This window comes from Psychrobacter sp. SZ93C1 (assembly GCF_015864635.1).
In the GTDB taxonomy this organism is placed as follows: Bacteria; Pseudomonadota; Gammaproteobacteria; order Pseudomonadales; family Moraxellaceae; genus Psychrobacter; species Psychrobacter fozii.
This window is the reverse complement of sequence record NZ_JADYWY010000009.1, coordinates 25838-47502: the sequence shown is the minus strand read 5'-3', so window position 1 is coordinate 47502 and position 21665 is coordinate 25838. Positions and strand designations below refer to the sequence as shown.

Annotated in this window: 13 protein-coding genes and 1 pseudogene; 9 read left to right on the top strand and 5 right to left on the bottom strand. The window is 41.3% G+C overall.

Annotated features, from left to right (window positions below; translation table 11 throughout):
- Positions 1–177: 177 nt before the first annotated feature.
- The 6 genes and pseudogenes from I6E83_RS11745 to I6E83_RS11720 all read left to right on the top strand — a co-directional run.
- Positions 178–1224, top strand: a pseudogene (locus I6E83_RS11745) (methyl-accepting chemotaxis protein); the annotation flags it as partial.
- 117 nt (positions 1225–1341) lie between these two features.
- On the top strand, positions 1342–2316 hold the full coding sequence (locus I6E83_RS11740) for a CheR family methyltransferase (protein ID WP_197102170.1): 975 nt from the start codon (positions 1342–1344) through the stop codon (positions 2314–2316).
- Positions 2317–2346: 30 nt separating this feature from the next.
- Positions 2347–9198, top strand: coding sequence for an Hpt domain-containing protein (locus I6E83_RS11735; RefSeq protein WP_197102168.1), 6852 nt, complete (start codon positions 2347–2349; stop codon positions 9196–9198).
- Positions 9188–10192, top strand: coding sequence for a chemotaxis protein CheB (locus I6E83_RS11730; RefSeq protein ID WP_197102165.1), 1005 nt, complete (start codon positions 9188–9190; stop codon positions 10190–10192). Before I6E83_RS11735 ends, I6E83_RS11730 begins: the two co-directional genes overlap by 11 nt.
- Before the next feature lie 17 nt (positions 10193–10209).
- A complete protein-coding gene (locus tag I6E83_RS11725; protein WP_110924028.1) occupies positions 10210–10707 on the top strand; it encodes a hypothetical protein in 498 nt (165 codons plus the stop codon).
- A 139-nt stretch (positions 10708–10846) separates the two neighbouring features.
- A complete protein-coding gene (locus I6E83_RS11720) occupies positions 10847–11365 on the top strand; it encodes a cytochrome b (protein ID WP_197102163.1) in 519 nt (172 codons plus the stop codon).
- Positions 11366–11622: 257 nt separating this feature from the next.
- Here the strand turns inward: I6E83_RS11720 and minE are convergent, their stop codons facing one another.
- The 5 genes from minE to I6E83_RS11695 all read right to left on the bottom strand — a co-directional run bounded on the left by minE (position 11623) and on the right by I6E83_RS11695 (position 16541).
- A complete protein-coding gene (minE, locus tag I6E83_RS11715) occupies positions 11623–11916 on the bottom strand; it encodes a cell division topological specificity factor MinE (RefSeq protein ID WP_110924026.1) in 294 nt (97 codons plus the stop codon).
- Positions 11917–11918: 2 nt separating this feature from the next.
- The gene (gene minD, locus I6E83_RS11710) at positions 11919–12731 is read right to left on the bottom strand and encodes a septum site-determining protein MinD (protein WP_110924025.1); all 813 of its coding nucleotides are present in this window, start codon (positions 12729–12731) and stop codon (positions 11919–11921) included.
- 332 nt (positions 12732–13063) lie between these two features.
- On the bottom strand, positions 13064–13894 hold the full coding sequence (gene minC, locus I6E83_RS11705) for a septum site-determining protein MinC (protein ID WP_197102161.1): 831 nt from the start codon (positions 13892–13894) through the stop codon (positions 13064–13066).
- Positions 13895–14040: 146 nt separating this feature from the next.
- On the bottom strand, positions 14041–15135 hold the full coding sequence (locus tag I6E83_RS11700; RefSeq protein WP_197102159.1) for a hypothetical protein: 1095 nt from the start codon (positions 15133–15135) through the stop codon (positions 14041–14043).
- Between the two features lie 443 nt (positions 15136–15578).
- On the bottom strand, positions 15579–16541 hold the full coding sequence (locus I6E83_RS11695; RefSeq protein WP_197102157.1) for an acyltransferase: 963 nt from the start codon (positions 16539–16541) through the stop codon (positions 15579–15581).
- A gap of 434 nt (positions 16542–16975) precedes the next feature.
- Here I6E83_RS11695 and I6E83_RS11690 point away from each other — a divergent pair, with 434 nt between their 5' ends.
- From I6E83_RS11690 to I6E83_RS11680, 3 genes are all read left to right on the top strand, one after another.
- Entirely contained in the window at positions 16976–17632 is a 657-nt protein-coding gene (locus I6E83_RS11690) for an OmpA family protein (RefSeq protein ID WP_110924021.1), read from the top strand.
- A gap of 422 nt (positions 17633–18054) precedes the next feature.
- Positions 18055–19515, top strand: a complete 1461-nt coding sequence (locus I6E83_RS11685; RefSeq protein WP_197102155.1) for an imelysin family protein — start codon at positions 18055–18057, stop codon at positions 19513–19515.
- 442 nt (positions 19516–19957) lie between these two features.
- On the top strand, positions 19958–21631 hold the full coding sequence (locus tag I6E83_RS11680; RefSeq protein ID WP_227680931.1) for a di-heme oxidoredictase family protein: 1674 nt from the start codon (positions 19958–19960) through the stop codon (positions 21629–21631).
- Positions 21632–21665: the final 34 nt, after the last annotated feature.

The following is a 21665-nucleotide window of genomic DNA, read 5'->3' as shown; positions in this document are numbered from 1 at the left end:
CAGTCAGTTGTTTTGCCTGTCGTCGTATTCGTGATAGGGGTGTTAGGGATAATTTTTGCTCTGTACCAATTACTTAAACATCGTGGTGGCTCGGAAAGATTACTTATCGAAAAAGAAACATTACGTCGTCGCCAAGAAGCAGAAGCAGAGTCTGAGCGCGCGCGTCAAATCCAAGAAGAAAACGAGCGTAACCAGGTTGCTATTCTGCGTTTACTTGATGAGTTGGGTGATTTGGCGGAAGGTGATTTGACGGTCAATGCAACCGTATCAGAAGATTTTACTGGCGCAATTGCTGACTCAGTAAACTTTGCAATTGACCAACTTCGTCAGTTAGTACTGGTTATTAACAACACTGCTGATCGTGTCTCGCAATCTTCAGATCAAACGCAGATGAATGCAGTTGAGCTTGCTGAGGCATCTGAACATCAAGCGCAAGAAATTGCTGGTGTGTCAGCGGCCATTAATGAGATGACAATCTCGATTGACCAAGTTTCAAATAACGCTTCAGAATCTGCGACCGTTGCTCAGCGCTCAGTTGCCATTGCTTATAATGGGGCAGAAGTTGTACAGCGCTCTATTGAAGGTATGAACGTTATTCGTGACCAGATTCAAGAGACGTCAAAACGTATCAAACGTCTTGGTGAATCTTCACAAGAGATTGGTGATATCGTTAGTTTGATTAATGACATTGCTGACCAAACCAACGTTTTGGCATTGAACGCCGCTATTCAGGCATCGATGGCTGGTGAAGCAGGTCGAGGCTTTGCGGTTGTTGCTGATGAGGTACAGCGTCTTGCTGAGCGTTCAGCCAATGCAACCAAACAGATTGAAACACTGGTGAAAACGATTCAGGCAGATACCAACGAAGCCGTTGTGTCGATGGAGTCGACGACCTCTGAAGTTGTACGCGGTGCGCGGTTAGCAAAAGATGCTGGTGAAGCACTAGAAGAAGTCCAGAGCGTTTCTAACACGTTGGCTGATTTGATTCAAAACATCTCAAATGCTGCAATACAGCAGGCTGAGTCTGCTGGGCATATCTCTCATACCATGAATATCATTCAAGATATTACTTCACAAACCTCCTCTGGTACGATGGCAACTGCACGATCTATTGGTGAGCTGAGTGAAATGGCTGCAGCACTACAAGAATCAGTAACAGGCTTTAAAGTACTAAGTGATGATGAGTTATTAGATAACGAGCAAGCATTATCAGCAAATGTATGATGATAAGTTTGAACACTATAAGTTGAGCCTTAGAGGCTTTACAGTATTTTTATTAATATGTTAATTATATTGCTATGTAGATAATAATGGTTTGCAGCAGCAATTATAGCGGGTGATATGAATAAATTTATTCAGATAGACAGCCATGCTAATAAGCACATTAAGCCAATACTAGTTGAGGCCTCTTCGCAGAACAATAGCTTTGATGTGCAGCAATGGCGACGATACATAGAACAAGAAATAGGTTTTGTTCTACCCGATGTTCAATTGCAGTGGTTGATTAATGCGATTGAACATACTGCATCGTCGTATGGGTTGACCCCTAAAAATTTATGGCATCGGTTGCCAAAAAACAACGAGATGCGTCAACAGCTATTAGATAACGTACTGATTCACGAAAGTCGTTTTTTTCGTTATATACCTTCTATTAATTTTGTCACAGAGTGTGCAGCGCAACATCAGCGACTCCGGTTAGCTGCTACCAATACTGATAATAGTGCTGAACGTAATTTTGATGAGTTATTTCGCATTTGGAGTGTTGGCTGTGCAAGTGGACAAGAAGTTTGGTCCTTAGCGATGAGCTTAATATCAAAACAATTAAAAAATCATACGATATTGGGTACAGACATTAGCCATCGAGCTATCAAAAGAGCACAGTTAGGACATTATGATCAGCGGCAGCAATCGTTAATTCCAGACTGCTGCCAGCAATTTATACAGCCATTGTGTGCTAATAGTGCAATTAGAAAACCAAGTTTTTGCGATTCAACAATAACGAAAGAAATGATCGCAAGTAATCAAGCACACTGGCAAATAGCACCGAGCTTAAAACAGTATGTTAGCTTTACTTTACACAATATCATTGAACAAAAGCCACCCACTTCGCATCTCCAAAACGTCATTATTTGCCAAAATATGTTGCTGTACTTTCGTAAGTTTGATCAGCGCGATATTTTAGCAAGGCTATCAGAGCAGTGTGCATTAGGTGGTTATATTATATTGGCTCCAGGTGAGGCGTTGTTTTGGCGTCCTTCGAATATGCGCCGTATTGCGCACCCACAGGTTAATGTGTGGCAAAAAATAAATGCCTAAATTAGTGCTTAGACGAGTTAGGATGACCCTATGAAAAACCAGCCCAATGACATCGTGACGCTCGAGTGGTTATTACCACTTTTGAATCAGCAACTATTACAGATAGCTGATGGCTGGCAATTAGGTAATAAAAGCACTGATTACAAGCAGATGGTGCAGAACTATCATCAAGTGGGCGGCGCGCTGACGATGATTCGCCTGCCTCTGCTAGCAGGTCTTGCCAATAAACTGAGTTTATTGGTAGAAGCAAGTGGTCACGATAGTATTTCTATCAATAACAGCCATATCGGTCAGTTTACTCACAGATTGTTAGAACGTGAGCTGAATCAATATGTACGTACCACTAGCCACAACACGACGCTGATTAATAATGCTGCTAATGACCTTACACAAGCACTATCAGAGCTAGGCATAGCGACAGAGTCCCTAGAAATGCTTGCAGCTAGCCAGAATGAAGGCTTAGGCAGTCATACTACCGATGACAATATCATTGATAATATTAAAGTGGTATTTCCAGAAAGTAGAATGACCACAAATCTAGAAAATCATCATTACCAACAGTTATTATTGGTTTGGCGACAGCAAGTACAAGCGTTATTGGTGGCCAATACCAATGAATCTTCTTTATTAAAAGTATTAGGCAGAGTTAGTCAATATTTATGGCAAACCTCTCGGCATGAAGATGAGCAACGTCTTTGGTATCTAACAGACTTATGGCTCAACGATCTTGTAAATAATGAGACACCACTACCTGAAAACCATGCTCCACTGTTGGGTCAGTTGGATCAAGTGATAGAATTTTATGCGGAGCAAACCGAACTCTCGTCGAACGCTATTAGAAGCTTGATTATCAGAGTATATATCGAATTAAGCAATCTTACACAAAATAGCAAAAGCACTCAGTCCATACTAAATAATTTGCCGCACAGTGCGGTTACTGTATCGCGTTTTTTACCGCGAATACTCAATGAGATTGAAACACTTATTTTTAATCTGGATAACCCAGACACAATTTTAGACCCTCTACAAAAAATACAGCATCAACTCGAGAGTCGAGGTTGGATATATTATGTCGCACAAGTAGAGTCTATTCTGGTAAATCTAGAGCACGCACTGTCATCCGAAACAGGGTTTGCACAAGAGCAATGGCAAATTGAGCGTCAGCTTCAAGAGCTATATAATGCGCTCTATAATACAGAACAGACGATATCTCTAAAAATCGGAGATGCCGCCACTTTTATCACTATACCTGATGATATCGATACACAAGCTGAAAATAATCAGGTTGTGAATGCTACCGATGGTAACTTGCGTGAGCTTCGCATTGCAGTAGAAGATGTCAAGCAAAGCTTTCATGAATATGTACAACGTCAAGATATTCATTTGCTGCCTACGGCTACTGATTTTTCTAAGATTGGTGATGCTTTTATTGATATGGGTTTGCCAGAAATTCGTAAAACCATCAATGCGCTATCCAACGTGTTTACACAGTTGGTAGATCATGAAATTGCAACGCTTAGTTGGGACGTCACTCAGGCATTGGCTGAGGGATTGACATCTATTGAGCTACTACTAGACTATCTTGCGCAGCAGGTTTTTGATCAAAAGTTATTGACTCAGGCATATGAGTACACTCTTAAAGCCACAGGTCTACTTAATGACTATATTGCCGCACCAAGTACCGTCAAAGAGACTTTTCTTACTCGAAAGCAAGCCGCAACTAATGTAATTCGTTACGATGATAGTGGTGAGTTGGCTCCTACTACTGCTCAGTCTATTCATGCTGAATCTTTGACTGATACCAGTGTTGATGATGTTCTTTTGCAAGAGAAAGGTGGTGTCGAGAGTAATAGTCTAGAGAGTGAGTTATTAACGAAAGCTCGCACGCAAGTTCAACCCGATAACTTCGAGATGGATGCGGATATTCGTGACATCTTCATTGAAGAGGCGATTGAAGTCATCGCTGATTTAGATGACTTTCTACCTATTTGGCAGCAGGATGCACAAGATTTAACACCACTAACTGAAGTGCGTAGGGGTTTTCATACTTTGAAAGGCTCAGGCCGTATGGTAGGTGCTTTTAGTATCAGTGAGATGGCTTGGTCAATCGAAAAATTGCTCAATCGTCTTTTAGATAAGACACTGCCTGTCACTGATAATGTTGTAGATTTAGTCATTGAAACAGCAAAAAAATTGCCTGCGTTGGTCACAGATTTTGAAGCGCAGCAATTACCAAGTTTGGATCCTGCCATTACGGTTCTACAGAGCCATAATTTAATGGCGCAGCAACCCATGAATGCTGGGTTAAGCATGTCTGAGCCTGTTGAAGCCGAGTTGAGAGTTACTCTCGATACGATTTGTGACTCTCAAACGACAGATGATAAAGATGAAAGCAAACATATAGCTGCTTCATTATCTGATATCGAGATTCCTGCAGTACTCGTACCATTCATGCAAGCCCCACATCAGCTCGCAGCTGATGCTAACGATGCAGACCCTGATATTAAAGAGATATTTATAGAAGAAGCCAATGAAGTGCTGGCTGAAATTGTACCTCTATATGAAAATTGGCGCCTATCACAAAGTGACTTAAGCGGATTGACAGATATTCGTCGCGGTTTCCATACCTTAAAAGGCTCAGGCCGCATGGTAGGTGCCAATTATACTGCTGAGCTGGCTTGGGCAATAGAAAACATGCTCAATCGAATCTTAGATAATAGTATTGCCATTTCAGCAGATATGAGTCAGCTTATTGCAGATGTGTTAGCTGCTTATCCTTCAATGCTAATCGTGTTTGAAAATGACAGTCAAGATTACCCAACGACGCTACCACTTTGGATTGCTTGCGCCAATGCTTATAGTAAGCAGCATGGTGATGAGTTCAGCTATTCTGCTTTACATCAGAATGACATAGTATCTAATGGGTCCGATCTTGAAAGTACTCAAGCATCACTGTTGTCGTCTGAGCTAGGCGAGGCCAATCTTGTCCATGATAATGGCAACAAAGAAATTGATGCTACGCTGCAAACGATTAACTCTGTTAATGAAATGATAGCAGAAGCATCTATTATCATCGTGCCTCAAAGCGATGAAGAGAAAGAGTTTTTTGAGATTTTTATCGACGAAGCAGAAGAGTTATTACAGGAAATAGACCAATTCGTCGATGAGCATCAAGATGAGCCTCATATTGAAGTCACGGATGATATTGTACGTGCATTCCATACTCTGAGAGGTGCTTCTGGTTCTAGTGCTCTTGCGGCTATTAGTGAAGTAAGTGCGACCATAGAGCATAGTTTAGAGCTGCTACAGCAAAAAGATAAAGCCATGAATGCTCAGCATTTAGAGGCATTAGCAAAGTCATCTACGCTCATGGATGGTTATTTGAACAGTTACAAGCAAAACGTTCAACCAAAAAACATGTTATTAGAAGACGTACAAAGCCAACAAGATCTAGCCTCATTACAGGCGATGCTTGGTAAACAACATGTCGCTAGTGATACTGAGTTGATGTCTGATAATAAACCGACGATAGAGCAGTTATTAGATGATAATATTGATGAATTGTTAGATGCTCAGTGGGAGTTGGATGATGCGCTGAACCAAGCTGAAACAGCTAATATTCAAAAATATATAGATCAGCAAGTCTCACAAATAAAATATTTAACCAATAAAGCACAACCATTTCCCAAGTTCATCTCAATTCTTGATGAGTTGGGTAATACTTATAGCTATCTAAACGATAATCCTGAAAAAGCAAGAGATAAAGACATTCAAGCTATTTTGCATACTGGTCATGCTCAGTTGGTTGGTTTGTTTGATGCACTAGCGGGTAGTACCTCATTGAAGGTAGATCAGAAAGTTCTGGCTAATCTACAAAGTATCTACCATGCGGATAACGGCAGTGAAGATGAGGATGTTTTCGCGGTTCGAGCCATTTCGTCATCTGATCTAGAGCTTGAGTCTATCGATACTGATGCTGAGCTATTAGAAATATTTTTAGAAGAAGCGCAAGAGCTAGATGCTGCGTTAGATGAGAGCTTTAACAAGTGGCGAGCAGATATTAGCAATGTCAATGCTCTAAAAGTTTTGCAACGTCATCTGCACACTATTAAAGGTGGGGCACGGATGGCGGGCATTCGCAGTATTGGTGATCTGACCCACGAAGCTGAAAGTGTTTATGAAGCATTTGTAGAAAACAGACGAGTACCGACAGCTCAATGGCTCGAAATTATGCAAATGGTGCAGGACACAATGTCATTGCAAGTCATGCATATCGTGAGCTATAAAAAATCATTTTTTGCATCAGAGCTTATTGAGCAGTTACAACAGCTTCTAAAAGCACGAGTCTTGCCAGAAATGGTAGAGTTAATCATACCTGTACCAAAAAATCATTTTGAACCTGAGGCGCAAAGTAAGGTTGTCAGCAGTACGCATAGTAAAGATGATGTACTAGATAGCTCAAGCTTAGATAGAATGATTAAACAGTCATGGGCTAATGGTTTACCAGACCCTGATATATTAGCGGTATTTTTAGAAGAAGCAGAAGCCCTTACCAATCGCAATAAGTATCTGCAATTATTTTTAGAAAACACGGACAATAGAACAGCATTACAAGCGTTACAGCGTGACTTGCATACTATCAAAGGTGGTGCACGAATGGTTACTGCTACTGGTATTGCAGATTTGTCTCATGAGATGGAGTCTGTCTATCAAGACTTTATAGACAACCGCCGCCCTGCCACCAAAAAAGTATTGGAATTACTAGTTGCCAGCCATGATTGGCTAGCTGATGCGGTGTCTATTCTTAGACATCATGTCAATCCGCCAACGCCTGCGTTACTCATTGAGGCATTGCAGCAATTTAGCAAAAATCCTGATAGTTTAAAGCAAGCACCTAAAGAGTCTCTACAGTCTCAACGTGAAGCAATCTTGATCGCTAAAGAAAATCGAGATTCACAATATTTGGCAAAAGATATTAGTGAAATGCCATCTATGATCCTCAGTACAAGCGAAGAAGATCAGAGTGCCAGCAACAATGAAATGATTCGTATCTCAGGTGGTTTGATTGAGCATATGATTAACTTGTCTGGTGAGTCAGCCATTAACCGTGCTCGTATCGATATGGGCATGAGTAGCTTGACTAACAGCATTGAAGATATGGGCATTACGGTGCAGCGATTGGCTGATCAGTTACGCCGAATGGAAATCGAACTTGAAGCACAAATTTTATCTCAAATAGATGATGAGTTGATTCAAAACGAAGACTTTGACCCTCTTGAGATGGATCAGTATTCTTCCTTAAATCAATTATCGAAATCTTTGACAGAATCAGCTTCGGATTTAATTGATATTAATCATACGTTATTAGAAAAGACACGCGATAGCGAAAGTCTGCTATTGCAATTATCACGGACACAAACTGAACTACAAGACGGTCTTATGAACTCGCGTATGGTGCCATTTACGCATCTGACACCACGTCTCGAACGTATTGTACGCCAAACTGCGAATGAGCTTAATAAATCTGTTGAGCTAACGATTATTAATGCTGATGATGAGATGGATAGAACCATCCTCGAGCGTATGACTTCACCACTTGAGCATATGCTACGTAATGCTGTCGATCATGGTATCGAAAATACCTCGACACGTCTCAGAGCAGGTAAGGAACGTAGTGGGCATATTACTCTCGAAGTCAGTCGAGAAGGCGGTGAAATTGTCATTCAGTTAACGGATGATGGTCGCGGAATCGACGTAGAAGCCGTTCGTAACAAAGCTATTTCTCAAGGGCTCATTGATGCTGGTGATACCAGTCTAACCGACCTTGATATCATGCAATACATCTTTAATGCTGGATTAAGTACCAGTAAACAAGTCACGCAGATTTCTGGACGCGGCGTAGGCATGGATGTAGTGATTAGTGAGATCCGTCAGTTAGGCGGTTCTGTGTCAGTTGTCTCAGAGCTCGGTAAAGGGTCTCGTTTTACGATGCGCCTACCGCTTACGGTTGCTGTATCTGATGCTTTGGTTGTGCGTGCAGCGGATCGTTATTATGCGATACCACTGGTACAGATTGAGCGCGTGGTTCGCGTTAATCCAGAAAAACTGTACGACTACTACCAATCTGGTGATTCAACGTTAAATTTTGAAGATGTTGACTATCGGGTACGCTACTTGAATGAGATTTTGTCGGGCAATAAGCTGAACGAGTTGGTTGTCAATACCAATACAAGTTTACCACTCATTATTATTAAGAACCGTACTGGACAGAATATCGCGTTGCAAGTTGATCAGATTGCAGGATCACGTATTGAGGTAGTCGTAAAACCTTTAGGGCAACAACTATCACATCTATCAGGTATCTCAGCTGCTACTATTATGGGTGATGGCTCGGTGATGTTAATTTTGGATCTAATCGCTTTAATGCGAAATGCACAGATGACTCAAAATATACCGCAACCTATCGACTTTAAACGAAGCGGTTTAGAGGCTAAGTCTACTATCTTAGTAGTCGATGACTCAGTCACCGTACGCAAAGTAACGTCACGCTTCTTAGAACGTCAAGGATTCAATGTAGCGCTTGCGAAAGATGGTGTTGATGCGATTGAGATATTACAAGATATGATACCAGACATGATATTGTTAGATATTGAGATGCCACGCATGGATGGTTTCGAGGTGGCTACCCAAGTCAGATATAGCAAGCGCTTACAGCATATTCCAATTATTATGATTACTTCGCGTACTGGTGAAAAGCATCGCGAGCGTGCACTAGAGATTGGTGTGAATGATTACATGGGTAAGCCTTTCCAAGAACAAGTACTGCTCAATAAAATCCAGCACATACTGGGTCAGAGGGTCAGTCTAACTCATGAAGGATAATACAGGTGTTTTGGCACTGAGGAATAAAAAAAAGAATGATATTAAGGTGATGGTCGTGGCAGAAGACCATCATCAGCGTATGGCATTTTCGGATACTGTCCGCAGCTGTGGTTTTACTCTAGTTGGGTGTATGTCACGGGCGCAGTTGCAAGCAAAAACTGTACTCTCTGATGTGGTCATTGATATCTGGCTGATAGATAGTGACTACGATGATAATATTGTGACTGCAACGACCGTCTCTAAACCTGCTGCAGTACTGGTGGGCTTTAGTCAGGCACCTTATCTCAATGAAGCCACGCAGTATGCAAAATGGCAGCGTAAGCTAAAACGTAAGCTTGCACAAATGCTTGAACTACCTATGCTAATAGATGCGCCAGTTCATAAGCATGATAGTACTGATACCGATTGGCATTATGTGGTTTTTTTGGGTGCCTCTATGGGTGGTCCAAGTGCGATCAAAGAATTTTTAGACAATTTGTCAGCCTCGCTGCCAGTTTGTATCTTATTGGCACATCATTTTAATGTAACCATGATAGATACCTTACCACGCATTCTAAATCGTCATAACGATTGGCAATGTCAGGTCATTACTTCTTCGCAGCGTTTGCGAGCCGGTCAGTGTCTCATAGCACCTATTGATAAACAGATTGTCTGTGACTCGACAGGTCGAGTCATACTGTTAGAGCAAGCTTGGGAAGGTGAGTATAAACCTGCCATCGGTCAAATCCTGAAGAACACCAGTGACGTTTATGGTAGTGATCTTATTAACATCATATTTTCAGGTATGGGTAATGATGGGTCTCAATATCTTGATCTCATTCAAGATAATAATAGTCAACTTTGGGTGCAAGACCCTAGTATGAGTGCTTGTCCTAGTCAGCCTCAGGCCATTATCGATTCAGGATATTGTGGTTTTATTGGTAGTCCGACAGATTTGGCACAAAAACTGACAGACTATATTGGCGAAAGGGCAGTCAAAGCCTCTTCACCCTAACTTATTGTGAGTGATGTATGAAACAAATTTTGAAACATTCGTTTGAAGCTGTGAGCTTGTTGACCACTACCAACGGGATGCTCGACGTTACTATTGTTCCTGCATTCAACCAGCCTGATTGGTTGATTCCAAGTAGTCTGATTTTGAGTGTGGATGAGCATGATCAACATACATCAATTTATGATTGGCAGGATCAAGAAGTTTCTGTGTTTCATTTGCTACCACAAGATAAGGCAGTAGATAAAATAATCGTACTAGAAGGTAATACCTCAGAGCATCGCTTAGCGTTGCAAACGGCAGGTGAGCTACACCAATTACAAGTACGTATTTCAGATGTCAAAGATATAGAAGTACCTGAAAATTTCGATAAAACAAACATCAACGAAACAGCAGTACCCTTTAATGAAAACGTTATGCTATCCTACCTTTTTCAGACCGTTATGATTGAGGACAAAGTCTATTTAGTACCAGACTTAGACAAAATTGCTCATCAGTTGGTTGATGTAAGCAGCTAGATTCGCTTCTATTTTTTATTCATTTACTATGAATTGAATGTTTAAATCATCTCAATGGCTTTTGAATGCTAAATGAGTAGCTGTTTTTATCTATATTGCTGATGACAGATAACTAGTAATGAAGGTGATAGGGTAGCTCATGAGTAATACGAATTCAAAGTGGTCAGTCAGTAGTCGAATTTTTCACTGGATCAGTGCAGTTTTATTATTGATTACGTGGATAATGATGCTGTTAAATAATAATCTTGATAGTAATATTTATATTGGGCTGCACAAAGCTTTTGGCGTTAGTTTATTGTTTTGGATGATAGCACGAGTGATTAATCGTGTATTTACTAAAGCACCACCACCTATATCGATGCCAAAATGGCAGTTATTATTGTCTCACTTGTCGCATTTTGGACTATATGCTTTGCTGATAGCAATGCCAACGGTTGGTTTGCTGATGACGGTCTATGGTGGTCGACCTGTTGATATTTTTGGCTTGTTCCAAATCCCTGTATTTGTCACGCCAGACAGAACTTTGGCTCGTTTCTATAACAACCTGCATACGGACGTTATCTGGCAAGCTATTATTGCCTTTACGGCTGTTCATATTAGCGCGGCTTTGTATCATCAGTTTGTCAAAAAAGACAATCTGATAGCACGTATGAAGTAGTCCGTTGTAAAATAGCTGTGTGTTAAAAAAATTCTGTGTGTTATCAAAAGTAATGTCATGACTTAAACTAAAAAAAGCCCTCAGTAATAATACTGAGGGCTTTTTTGAAATCCAGCATAAAAGCATCAATTGAAACTCTCTGCTGTTATATATCGCTTCAATTTAAAAGTAGTACAAAGCAATCGAGTGAAGATATATATTAAATACTTCAAGCGAGGTTGACGCAGTAATACTTTTATAATGGAATAACTATAACTTTACTTTTTGTGCTCAGGCAAGCTGATATTCATCTCTAGTACGTCTAGGCTATCTTCAGAACGATGATTGATATTGACATCATCAATCTGCACGCCATTGACATACTTATTGACCACTTCTAAAATTTCACGCTTCATCTTTTCGATACGATCAGCAGTGAGACGGTTATTTAAGCGATTTTCACTAGCGACAATAACCTTAAGGCGTTCAGTCGCCAAATTAGCGCTACCTGCTGTGCCATTGCTGTCATCAGTACCAAATAGGCTACTCCAAAATCCTTTTTTCTTAGTCATCATTAACCCCCAAACCAGCGCTGTAATAAACTTTTCTTCTTCACGTCAAGATGACGGAGTGGACGCTCTTCACCCAAGAAACGGGCGACAATATCATCATAACACTGACCAGCAACCGAGTCGGTATAATGGATGACAGGCTCGCCATGGTTAGATGCTTCAAGCACAGCATGGCTCTCAGGAACAACACCAAGCAAAGGTACTTTCAGAATATCATTAGAAATCGTGTCGATATCCATCATTTCATTAGCCGCTGCACGTTCAGGGTTATAACGAGTAATAATCAAGTGCTCACGTACAGAGCCTTGGTTTTCTTCAACCTTTTTGGTCTGACTTTGCAAAATACCAATAATACGATCTGAGTCACGTACTGAAGAAATCTCAGGGTTTGTGACGATGATCGCTTCATCAGCATGATACATAGCCAACTGAGCACCGCGTTCGATACCAGCAGGTGAATCGCAAATAATATAGTCAAACTGTTTAGACAGCTCAGCCATGATCTCTGCCACACCTTCATCTGTCAGCGCGTCTTTGTCACGCGTTTGACTGGCAGGTAGGATGAACAAGTTTTCAAGCTGTTTGTCTTTAACCAGCGCTTGCGATAAACGTGCATTGCCGTTAATAACGTCAACAAAGTCATAAACAATTCGGTTCTCACAACCCATGATCAAGTCTAGATTACGTAGACCCACATCAAAATCGATAACGACTGTTTTATAGCCACGCAATGCTAAACCAGCGGCAAAAGAGGCACTTGTCGTGGTTTTGCCCACACCGCCTTTACCTGAAGTGATTACAACTATCTTCGCCACAATGGCACACTCCTATGAATCAATGGGATATCTTTATATAAATAGCGCAATTATATATTACATTTATAGCATATATGCACTACCTGCGAAGCTAGCCTAGCATAAATAAACAAAAATTTATAGCGAGTCTGCACTAAAGCAGGGAAACTGCTCATATATAGGCTACAAGGTAATATTGCCTAAAATTTATTAGCCAATACTGCCTATGATGAATAATAAAATAAACACTCATTAAAGGTACAAATAGTGGCATAGTCAGTGATTCATCATAGAACAGTTTTGTTAAATAAACTTACTATAGTATTTGAGAGTTTATTTAAAAGCCATTCAAATTAGGTATCACTTATCACCGTAAACACCAAGCCTTCACCTTCTACAAATCTTACTTGTACGGCTTTATCAACGACATGTGGTGGTAAGTTATCTCGTAAGCAATAAGTACCTGCAACCGAGACCAATGAAGGATTGAAAACCTGACAAAAAATGCGAGCATCTTTGTCACCCGTAGCACCTGCAACCAAACGCCCTTGAGCGCGGCCATAGACATGTAGGCTGTTGTCCGTAATCGCTTCAGCACCGCTATTGACACTGTTGGTCAAAATCAAGTCGCCACCGACGTGATTGAGACTTTGTCCTGAGCGTAGCATTTGGTCATAGATTAGGCTAGTTATATGCTCGTCGCTTGCTAGTGACTCTGTTGAGGTATCAGATATGGTTGTCTCAGTAAGTGATTCGTTGGCGGCAGTCGCAGGGTCATTATTGACTGAGTCTGTTTTACTGTCTTCGAGCGCTTTACTCACTGTAACAGCAGGCTTTTTAGTGGGTACGATACGCTCGATACGTTTGCCATCGGCAGGGAAAATCGCCAACCGTTGCGCGCGCGCTTGAGAATCCATCATACCGGTGACCACACCGATGGGCTGTAGACCACATGACCACAACAGTTCCACTAATGCTGATAAGTCTTGCTCGACTTCACTATCAATAAGAATGGGAATGTTGCTAGATTTGTTGCTAAAAGTCTCATTAAGCTGTGATTCAATAGCGCTCAAATCATTTGTATTGAACTGCAAACGTGAAAAGGTCAGCATCTTGCCATAAAATGCCAGTGCTGGCGTTGGTACGGCGTTCGAGGTCTGGTTGTCACTATCTAAAACTGTCATATATAAATCCTCAAAAATTCATTCTATCGCTGTGTTCACGGTGCTGTTTTTATTATCGAGCCATACTGTTTTATGCTATGACTTTAGTCTATGTTATGACTCCGCCATACTATTTTATCATCGAAGTATATGATTAGCAGTAGGGCTTATAGATTAAGCATGTCTTGGTGTTTCCACTGTTGCACTCTTACTTGCGCTTCAAACTCAGCCAAACTGTCTTCAATGATACTCGAAATCAAAGTATCTAGCGCTGTATTATCCGTATTTATTTGTGCGACACCACGGGCAATCGCGACCATTAATGAATCGAGAAGCTTAGGGTCAAGGAGACGTTGATTCAGTGCGTAAACGACGTTTTCACCTATATTATGCCCAACATGTTGCAGTTGTGATTCAATCAAACTGCCAGCGATAGGAATCATGCGTAGATAACGACGTAGCTCAGGCGTATTAGCCAAGCCTTCTTCAATGGCATTCCCTACCTCGGCTGCTAAGATACTGCCGCCACCTGATGCTGCCGTTAATTCCTGCAATTTTGGTGTCAGCTCTGTACGTAGTAAAGACAACAACACCGCTTCAATTTCATCACGATTTCGTGAAATCGTCGATTCAATAAATGATTTGTGCGCCTCAGGGTCGGTCAGCTCCTGCCGAAAGTTTTGGATGGTTGTCAATATGACACGGTCCGATAACTCTTCTAGCAGTAAGTCGATATAGAACTTGATGCGATTAATCCACGGCTGCGGCAGCACTTGGTAGCCAAGCTGATATAAGCGTCGTCCGATGACCACTGCCCGAAACAAACGTAAGGCGCGTAGTTGCGGAAAGCAACCCAATACTTCATACCAGTGTACAAAAGGAAAAAAGAACCAGCGGTAATAGGCTTTTTCTTTAATAGCAATCATCCAACGCAGTAATAGCTCAAGGATTAAGAATATCGTAAAGAAGCCACCAGCAGTACGCAAAGGATCATGCAAGGTGTTTTGATACCAGCTGAGAGCATCGCCAACGGTTAGCCATCCTGCGATATGAGCACTAAAATTACTCATCAAAATAGCATCAATACTAATCAATAACAGATCAATGCTAATGACGATCATCATTACGATGTCGTAAGTCAGCTTTAGGCGATTTGGCTTGGGGCGATTTGGTCGTGACGGCTTATTATCCGACTGATTAGGGGATTGGTCCGTTAATGACGCTGAGTCTAGCGGCGGGCTAGTAGTAGGAGAGGCGGGCACAGTCAAACCTTATAAATAATAAATGGCATAAGAAGTAAGCGGCTTAGCGAGGGCGTGTCATCAATTAGATTGTAAAGCTTAAAATGAGAAAGATTGTAGATAAACAAGGAAGAAATTGCCGTTAATATGAACATATTGGCAAAATTACTGACGATGTTTAGCAAAATTTAGCCATTTTAAGACCACTAAATATATTTATGTGCTAATTGATGATACGCCCTAATATAGCGTTATAAAAGTCGCTACTGTTTAGAAAGTCATACGCTCATGACTGTTCACATTATCAATGAATAGGGCTAAAAAACAACCCATCTTTCATTATAATTAAGCATTACTATTCAAGAGTTATCATTTAAGGTCAGTGTTTAAAAAAATAGTGATTAATCTTGATACTGATATGCGCTGAATAAGGTTACCGTTTGGTTTTTATTTTCCTAATGGTTTTAAGTATCTGTGATTTTAGGATTGGTGTCGAAATCAGCCAGCATATTGGTAATGAGTTGGTCTTTTTCGTGCCATATCTGCTCAACCCAATCGAACATTTGCGCCTTTACCGCATCATCATTTTCGTAGCCACCATTTTGGATACCAGTAAATAATGAATCAGGTATCTCGATGTATCTGACATCGACGCCTAATCGCTTGATATTACCTTTCCATAGATCGCTATAGGTCGGTACACCATCGGGATAAACAATCGTCATATCGAGCATGCCATCGATATCTTCACCCAGTGCGTTAATTGCTAATGACAGGCCACCTGCTCGTGGTTTCAACAGGTGAGTATAGGGTGACTGCTGCTTAGCCTGTTTGGCCTTGGCGAAGCGCGTGCCTTCTAGGTAATTTAATAAGGTAAACGGCTTGTCTTTTAACAGTGCACAGGCGCGTTTGGCCTCTTCGATGTCTTTGCCTTTTAATGCAGGATTTTTCGCAATGGCTTCTTTGGAATGTCGGCGCATCATTGGAAAATCTAAAAAGTAAAAAGCTTGACCAACAATGGGGATATAGATTAATTCAAACTTGGTAAAGAACCGTGTCAGCGGCAGGCGTTTTTCGCTAATGTACTGCACGATACTGGTATCGACCCAAGACTGATGATTGCTGACCAGTAGATATTTGCCATTGATATGAACATCATCGGGTAAGTTAATACGCCAATCTTTACGCGGCAACATGTTGTCGATTAAAGCATTATTACTACTGATCCAATGAGTAGCAATTTTTATCACGGTTTTATCCGCAATAGGAGCACCAGTGATAATCTTTCCAACGCCCATCAACCATAGAGGAATACTACCGCCGAAACTATTGGCTGTGATAACGCCAGTTGCCGTCGCAAGTGAAATCGCTTTTGCTAGTTTAGGCGTGCGTTTGTGTATTTTTTTGATAGTGGAGGTCAGTCGCATACTAATCCTTTTAGGTCAGTCTTATTGGTCTATAAGTTATTCAGTACTTCACTAGTAACTCTTTCGTCAGATACGCTTAAAACAGATAAATAAAGTTAAAATTTCGAAAAATACAGGTGTTTATTTAATAGAGTTATTTATATTTTATGGCTCTGAGCAGTGCTATGGCATAATTTTAGCAGAAACAAATCATAGTGTATGAGTACAAACGTGACTTGTGATAACACCTTAATAGTCAGTAGTTAAAAACACTCGTATCAATGGCATAAATCATGGTTAGATTAATATAGACTTATCATGCGTAGCTGTGACAAAATATTACACATAGTTAGTCTGTAGTTGCCATAATAATGGAGAGTGCATGTAAGTAAACGGATCTAATTAATAGAAAGATTCATAAAAAGCACAATTTTTTAAACTTAAGAGGAAATATTATGCGTAATACATTAATGATTGCAGCAGTAGCATCAGGTTTAGTTCTTAGCGGTTGTGTTACTGATCCAACTACTGGGCAACAAAGTTTGAATAAAACGACGCTTGGGGGTTTAGCTGGTGCACTTGGTGGTGCCGCTATCTCTAAAGCGACTGGTGGCGATGAGACTGGTCGTGATGCTGCTATCGGCGCCGCTTTAGGTGCTGGTGTTGGTTACTATATGGATCGTCAAGCCAAGCAGCTTGAGCAGCAAATGGCTGGTACTGGTGTAACTGTTGAACAAAACCCAACGACTGGTAACATCGATCTAGTAATGCCAGGTAGCATCACATTCTCTTTTGACAATTCAACGCTAAGCTCATCTTTCAAGCCAACGCTTGATAAGCTTGCTACTACTATGAACCAGTATAATCAAAACACGATTACTATCGCAGGTCATACTGATAGCCAAGGTTCAGATTCTTATAACATGGGTCTATCACGTGATCGTGCTTACTCAGTTGCTAACTATCTAACGGCTCGCGGTGTTGCTTCTAACCGTGTTAATGTTGTTGCTTATGGTGAATCACGTCCAGTAGCAGATAACAGTACTGACTATGGTCGTCAACAAAACCGCCGTGTTGAGTTAACTGTTAATGCGCCACAGAGCGTAAACTAATTAGTAGTTCTATATAATGATTGTTTAAATAATCTTTATAAGTGCTAAGATTATTCATAAAAAAGATCAGCGATAAGCTGGTCTTTTTTTGTGGATTGAGTTTGATGATTTTATTTATTTTCAGACTATGAAGCATCGATAGCATGAAACCAACATAGTAGGTAGGCGCTTAAATAGTGCTTTCAATATGATTACTTTTGCAGCTCAAAGGCTAGTGAAAGACCAGTTCAAAATTAAATATTGATAATGATTATCAATACTACTATAATTTGTAAAGTTTTCTTAATGTTTTAATACTATATGTTTTAGTTGTGCATAAGAAAAAATCTATGCATGGATAAACTAGCTTGCCGTAACATGCACTAATATCATTGATGATTTCTCATCAAAACCAATTTTTTTGCTATATTCTGAGGATATGTATGACGATTACTACCGTAATGAGCCGCAAGACTTTACCAACTACTTTAGCTGCTGCGCTTGCAGGGTTGTTATTGGTGTCAGGTTGTACCAAGCAAACCGAAGAAAATACTGATACTAGTGCGGATACTCAAACAGAAGTACAAAACGCAGAAGCTACTGACAATACGGATCTATCAGCTGCTGATAAAGCGCACAATGACAGACTGATCAGCAGTTATGCAAACATGGCACACGCTGCGTACAAAGACTCGCTAGATACGGCTAAATTGTTGCAAACAGCAGTAGAAGCGTACGTAGCAGCACCAACTCAAGAAAAACTTGATGCGGCAAAAGCTGCTTATAAAGCCGCTCGCCAACCGTACTCACAAACTGAGATTTTCCGTTTTGACGAAGGTTTTGTGACCGCAAATGACAAACGTGCCATTGGTAGCATCGATGGTTGGGAAGGACAAATGAACGCTTGGCCACTTGACGAAGCATTGATTGACTATGTCAGTGACAGCTATGAAGGCGAGTACAACAGTCAAGACAATATCATCAATAGCGATACTATTACGGTTGGTAGCATCAATCAAGATACCAGTACCATTACGCCTGAGCTGTTAGCAGAGATGAATGAGATTGGCGGTAGTGAAGCCAATGTGACGACTGGCTACCATGCCATCGAATTTATGCTATGGGGCCAAGATACCAATGGCGTGAACGAAGGTGCTGGTAATCGCCCTGTGACTGATTATGCAAAAGAAGCAGGTCAATGTACCAGTGGTGATACTGTCAATGATGATGCTAGTATATGTGTGCGTCGCGGCGAATTTTTGACATCTGCTACGCAGTTGCTAGTAGACGATTTAACAGCGATGGAAGCCGAGTGGCAGCCTGAGAGCGAAAACACTTTGCGTAGCGATCTGATGGCACGTAAATATGACAATGGTTTGCGCCAGATTATGTATCAAATGGGCAGTCTAGCACTAGGCGAGCTGGCTTCTGAACGTATGCAGGTTGCTTTTGTCACGGGCTCTACCGAAGATGAGCATGAGTGCTTCAGTGATTTGACACATCTGAGCTATGCCAATAATGCGCGTGGCATTCAAAACGTCTTTAACGGTAACTACAAGACAGTCGCTGGTAAAACAGTTGGCGGTTATGGTCTAAAAGACTATCTCGTCGATACTGACAATAAAGCAGCCGCTGATCAGCTGATTGCTGACTTTGCCAAAGTAGAAGCTGCATTCAACGTGATTGTTGAAAAAGGCGAAAAAGAAGGTATCAAAATCGATCAAATGATTGCGACCGCCAGTCAAGTAAGCAATCAAGGTATCTCTGCTGAAGAACAAAACGTTCGCCGTGGTTGGGTTGAGGCTGGTATCACTAGCTTGCAAGAGCTAACCGTTGGTATCGAAAATGCGGCAAAAGCAGTGGGTATCGATAACTTAGACGCTGATGCAGGTTCGCAATTTTAAGTTGAGAGCTATTCATTCTCAGTATGCCAAAAGCCCAACTGTATTTGTTTATAATGCCTGATAAGTCGCTATAAGCTAGGGCATGTCCTCAATTCAATCGATGATAATCTAAATGGGTTAAAAATGGCTAAATCTTGCCAAACGGCGTCAAATAGCTGACTAGTATCTCGATATTATCTGCGCTATTTTCCTTGTTTGACTGCAATTTATCTCATTTTTATCACCATTTTTAAAATGAGGACACGCCCTAATGAGAATTATTTTCCTAGCAAAATAATTTAGGTATAATACGCACGTTGTCGACCAAGTTGGCAACGTGTTTTTTTGCCGTATTAAAATAGCTTGAGAGGTCGGTGTCTAGCTGTGCCTTATCGACTAAAAGTGAAGAGCTTTATAGCCCGCGATTTTAATGGTTCTATGCTAGAACTAAGGTACCTTTTTTATGAACACCGCAAATTCTATGAACACCGCAAACGTCTCAAAAGTCAAAAAACCTGCCTCATTTTGTTCTTCTTTTATCAATAAAAATGTACCGTCAAAACTGACAATTGGTATCTTCTGTGCGCTGTCTCTCAGTGCTTGTCAGCCGAACGACAATACTTCTGATGATGCTGATACTAATGAGCAAGCTGCAGTAGAAAATAGTGAAAACCAAGCGGTCGCTCCTGAGCGTATCGAAACGATAGAAACGCTCGCTGGTGTGCCAATGCAGCAGTTAGCAAGTTTTGATCCACAAGAGATCAAACAGGGCGGTGACACTGGTATCAGTATCAGTAGTGCGGAGAGTTACTCGAAGCCTTCATCAAACCTGACGGCATCACGTAAAGGCTCATTCTTTATTGGTAATGCATTCTTTAAGCAGCCGTGGGTCATCGCACCTGCTAGCACAGACAGTCGTGATGGTTTGGGCGCATTATTTAATGTTGCCGCTTGTCAGTCTTGTCATGTAAAAGACGGTCGTGGCCATGCGCCTATGAACGCCGATGATGATGCCGATAGCTTGCTCATTCGTCTGGCTATGCCTGCGACAACCGATGAGCAGCGTCTACAGTTAAAAGACTCTTTGATCGAAAAAGTAGTACATCCCATGTATGGTGGTCAGCTTCAGGATCGCGGCATCCAAGGTGTGCCTGCTGAAGCGAGGATATCGGTACAGTGGACAGATAAGCCAGTTACTTTTGCTGATGGCTACGTCGAAACGTTACGTGCACCTACTTTTAACCTAACCCAACCTGGTTACGGTAAATTAGATGATGAATTGATGGTATCACCGCGTGTGGCTTTACCTATGATTGGGCTTGGGCTACTGGAGCAGATTCCAGATGAGGCTATCAAAAATCAAGCTATGAAGTCAAAAGGTGATATTAGCGGAAAATTCAACTGGGTAATGGATCCACAAACGGGTAAAAATGCACTCGGACGCTTTGGTTGGAAAGCGGGACAAACCAAGCTGATTACCCAAAACCAGAGTGCCTTTAATGAAGACATGGGGCTGACGTCAAATATCCGCCCTAATGAGTCTTGTATGCCGACGCAGACAGCTTGTCTGAATGCGACGACTGGTGCTGATGAGCAAGGTAATGGTAAACCACCTGTTGAAGTTAATGATGACGTGGCAAAGTTTGTAGAATTCTATACTCGTAACCTAGCGGTTCCAAATCGCCGTGATGCGGATAATGAATTGGTCTTGGCTGGCAAAAAACGTTTCTATGACATTGGCTGCCAAAGTTGTCATACACCAAGATATCAGTTGCCAAAAACCGACGATGATCGTCTTGAGCAGCATGGACAAGTGATTTATCCTTATACCGATCTACTGATACATGATATGGGTGATGATCTTGCTGATCGTACGATTGCTGGCAAGCTACCACCAAAAGAGGCGCAAGTTGAGTTTTTGGCCACTTCTTATGAATGGCGTACCCCTGCATTATGGGGTGTTGGTCTTGCTCAGATTGTAGATCCACAAGCGACGTTTTTGCATGATGGTCGTGCTCGCACCTTGATGGAAGCCGTTCTATGGCATGGTGGAGAGTCTGAAAAACAACAGAAAGACGTGCTCAAACTCGATAAACAAGGGCGTGCTGAATTGAATGCGTTCTTAAAATCATTATAAAAGCGCGGTTGTTTATTTACATTTAATACCTAAA

Coding starts and splice junctions, on each gene's coding strand:
- I6E83_RS11725 (WP_110924028.1), top strand. CDS start 10,210: ATGAAACAAATTTTGAAACATTCGTTTGAAGCTGTGAGCTTGTTGACC.
- minC (WP_197102161.1), bottom strand. CDS start 13,894: ATGACAGTTTTAGATAGTGACAACCAGACCTCGAACGCCGTACCAACG.
- I6E83_RS11740 (WP_197102170.1), top strand. CDS start 1,342: ATGAATAAATTTATTCAGATAGACAGCCATGCTAATAAGCACATTAAG.
- I6E83_RS11730 (WP_197102165.1), top strand. CDS start 9,188: ATGAAGGATAATACAGGTGTTTTGGCACTGAGGAATAAAAAAAAGAAT.
- I6E83_RS11720 (WP_197102163.1), top strand. CDS start 10,847: ATGAGTAATACGAATTCAAAGTGGTCAGTCAGTAGTCGAATTTTTCAC.
- I6E83_RS11685 (WP_197102155.1), top strand. CDS start 18,055: ATGACGATTACTACCGTAATGAGCCGCAAGACTTTACCAACTACTTTA.
- I6E83_RS11680 (WP_227680931.1), top strand. CDS start 19,958: ATGAACACCGCAAATTCTATGAACACCGCAAACGTCTCAAAAGTCAAA.
- I6E83_RS11735 (WP_197102168.1), top strand. CDS start 2,347: ATGAAAAACCAGCCCAATGACATCGTGACGCTCGAGTGGTTATTACCA.
- I6E83_RS11695 (WP_197102157.1), bottom strand. CDS start 16,541: ATGCGACTGACCTCCACTATCAAAAAAATACACAAACGCACGCCTAAA.
- I6E83_RS11690 (WP_110924021.1), top strand. CDS start 16,976: ATGCGTAATACATTAATGATTGCAGCAGTAGCATCAGGTTTAGTTCTT.
- minE (WP_110924026.1), bottom strand. CDS start 11,916: ATGACTAAGAAAAAAGGATTTTGGAGTAGCCTATTTGGTACTGATGAC.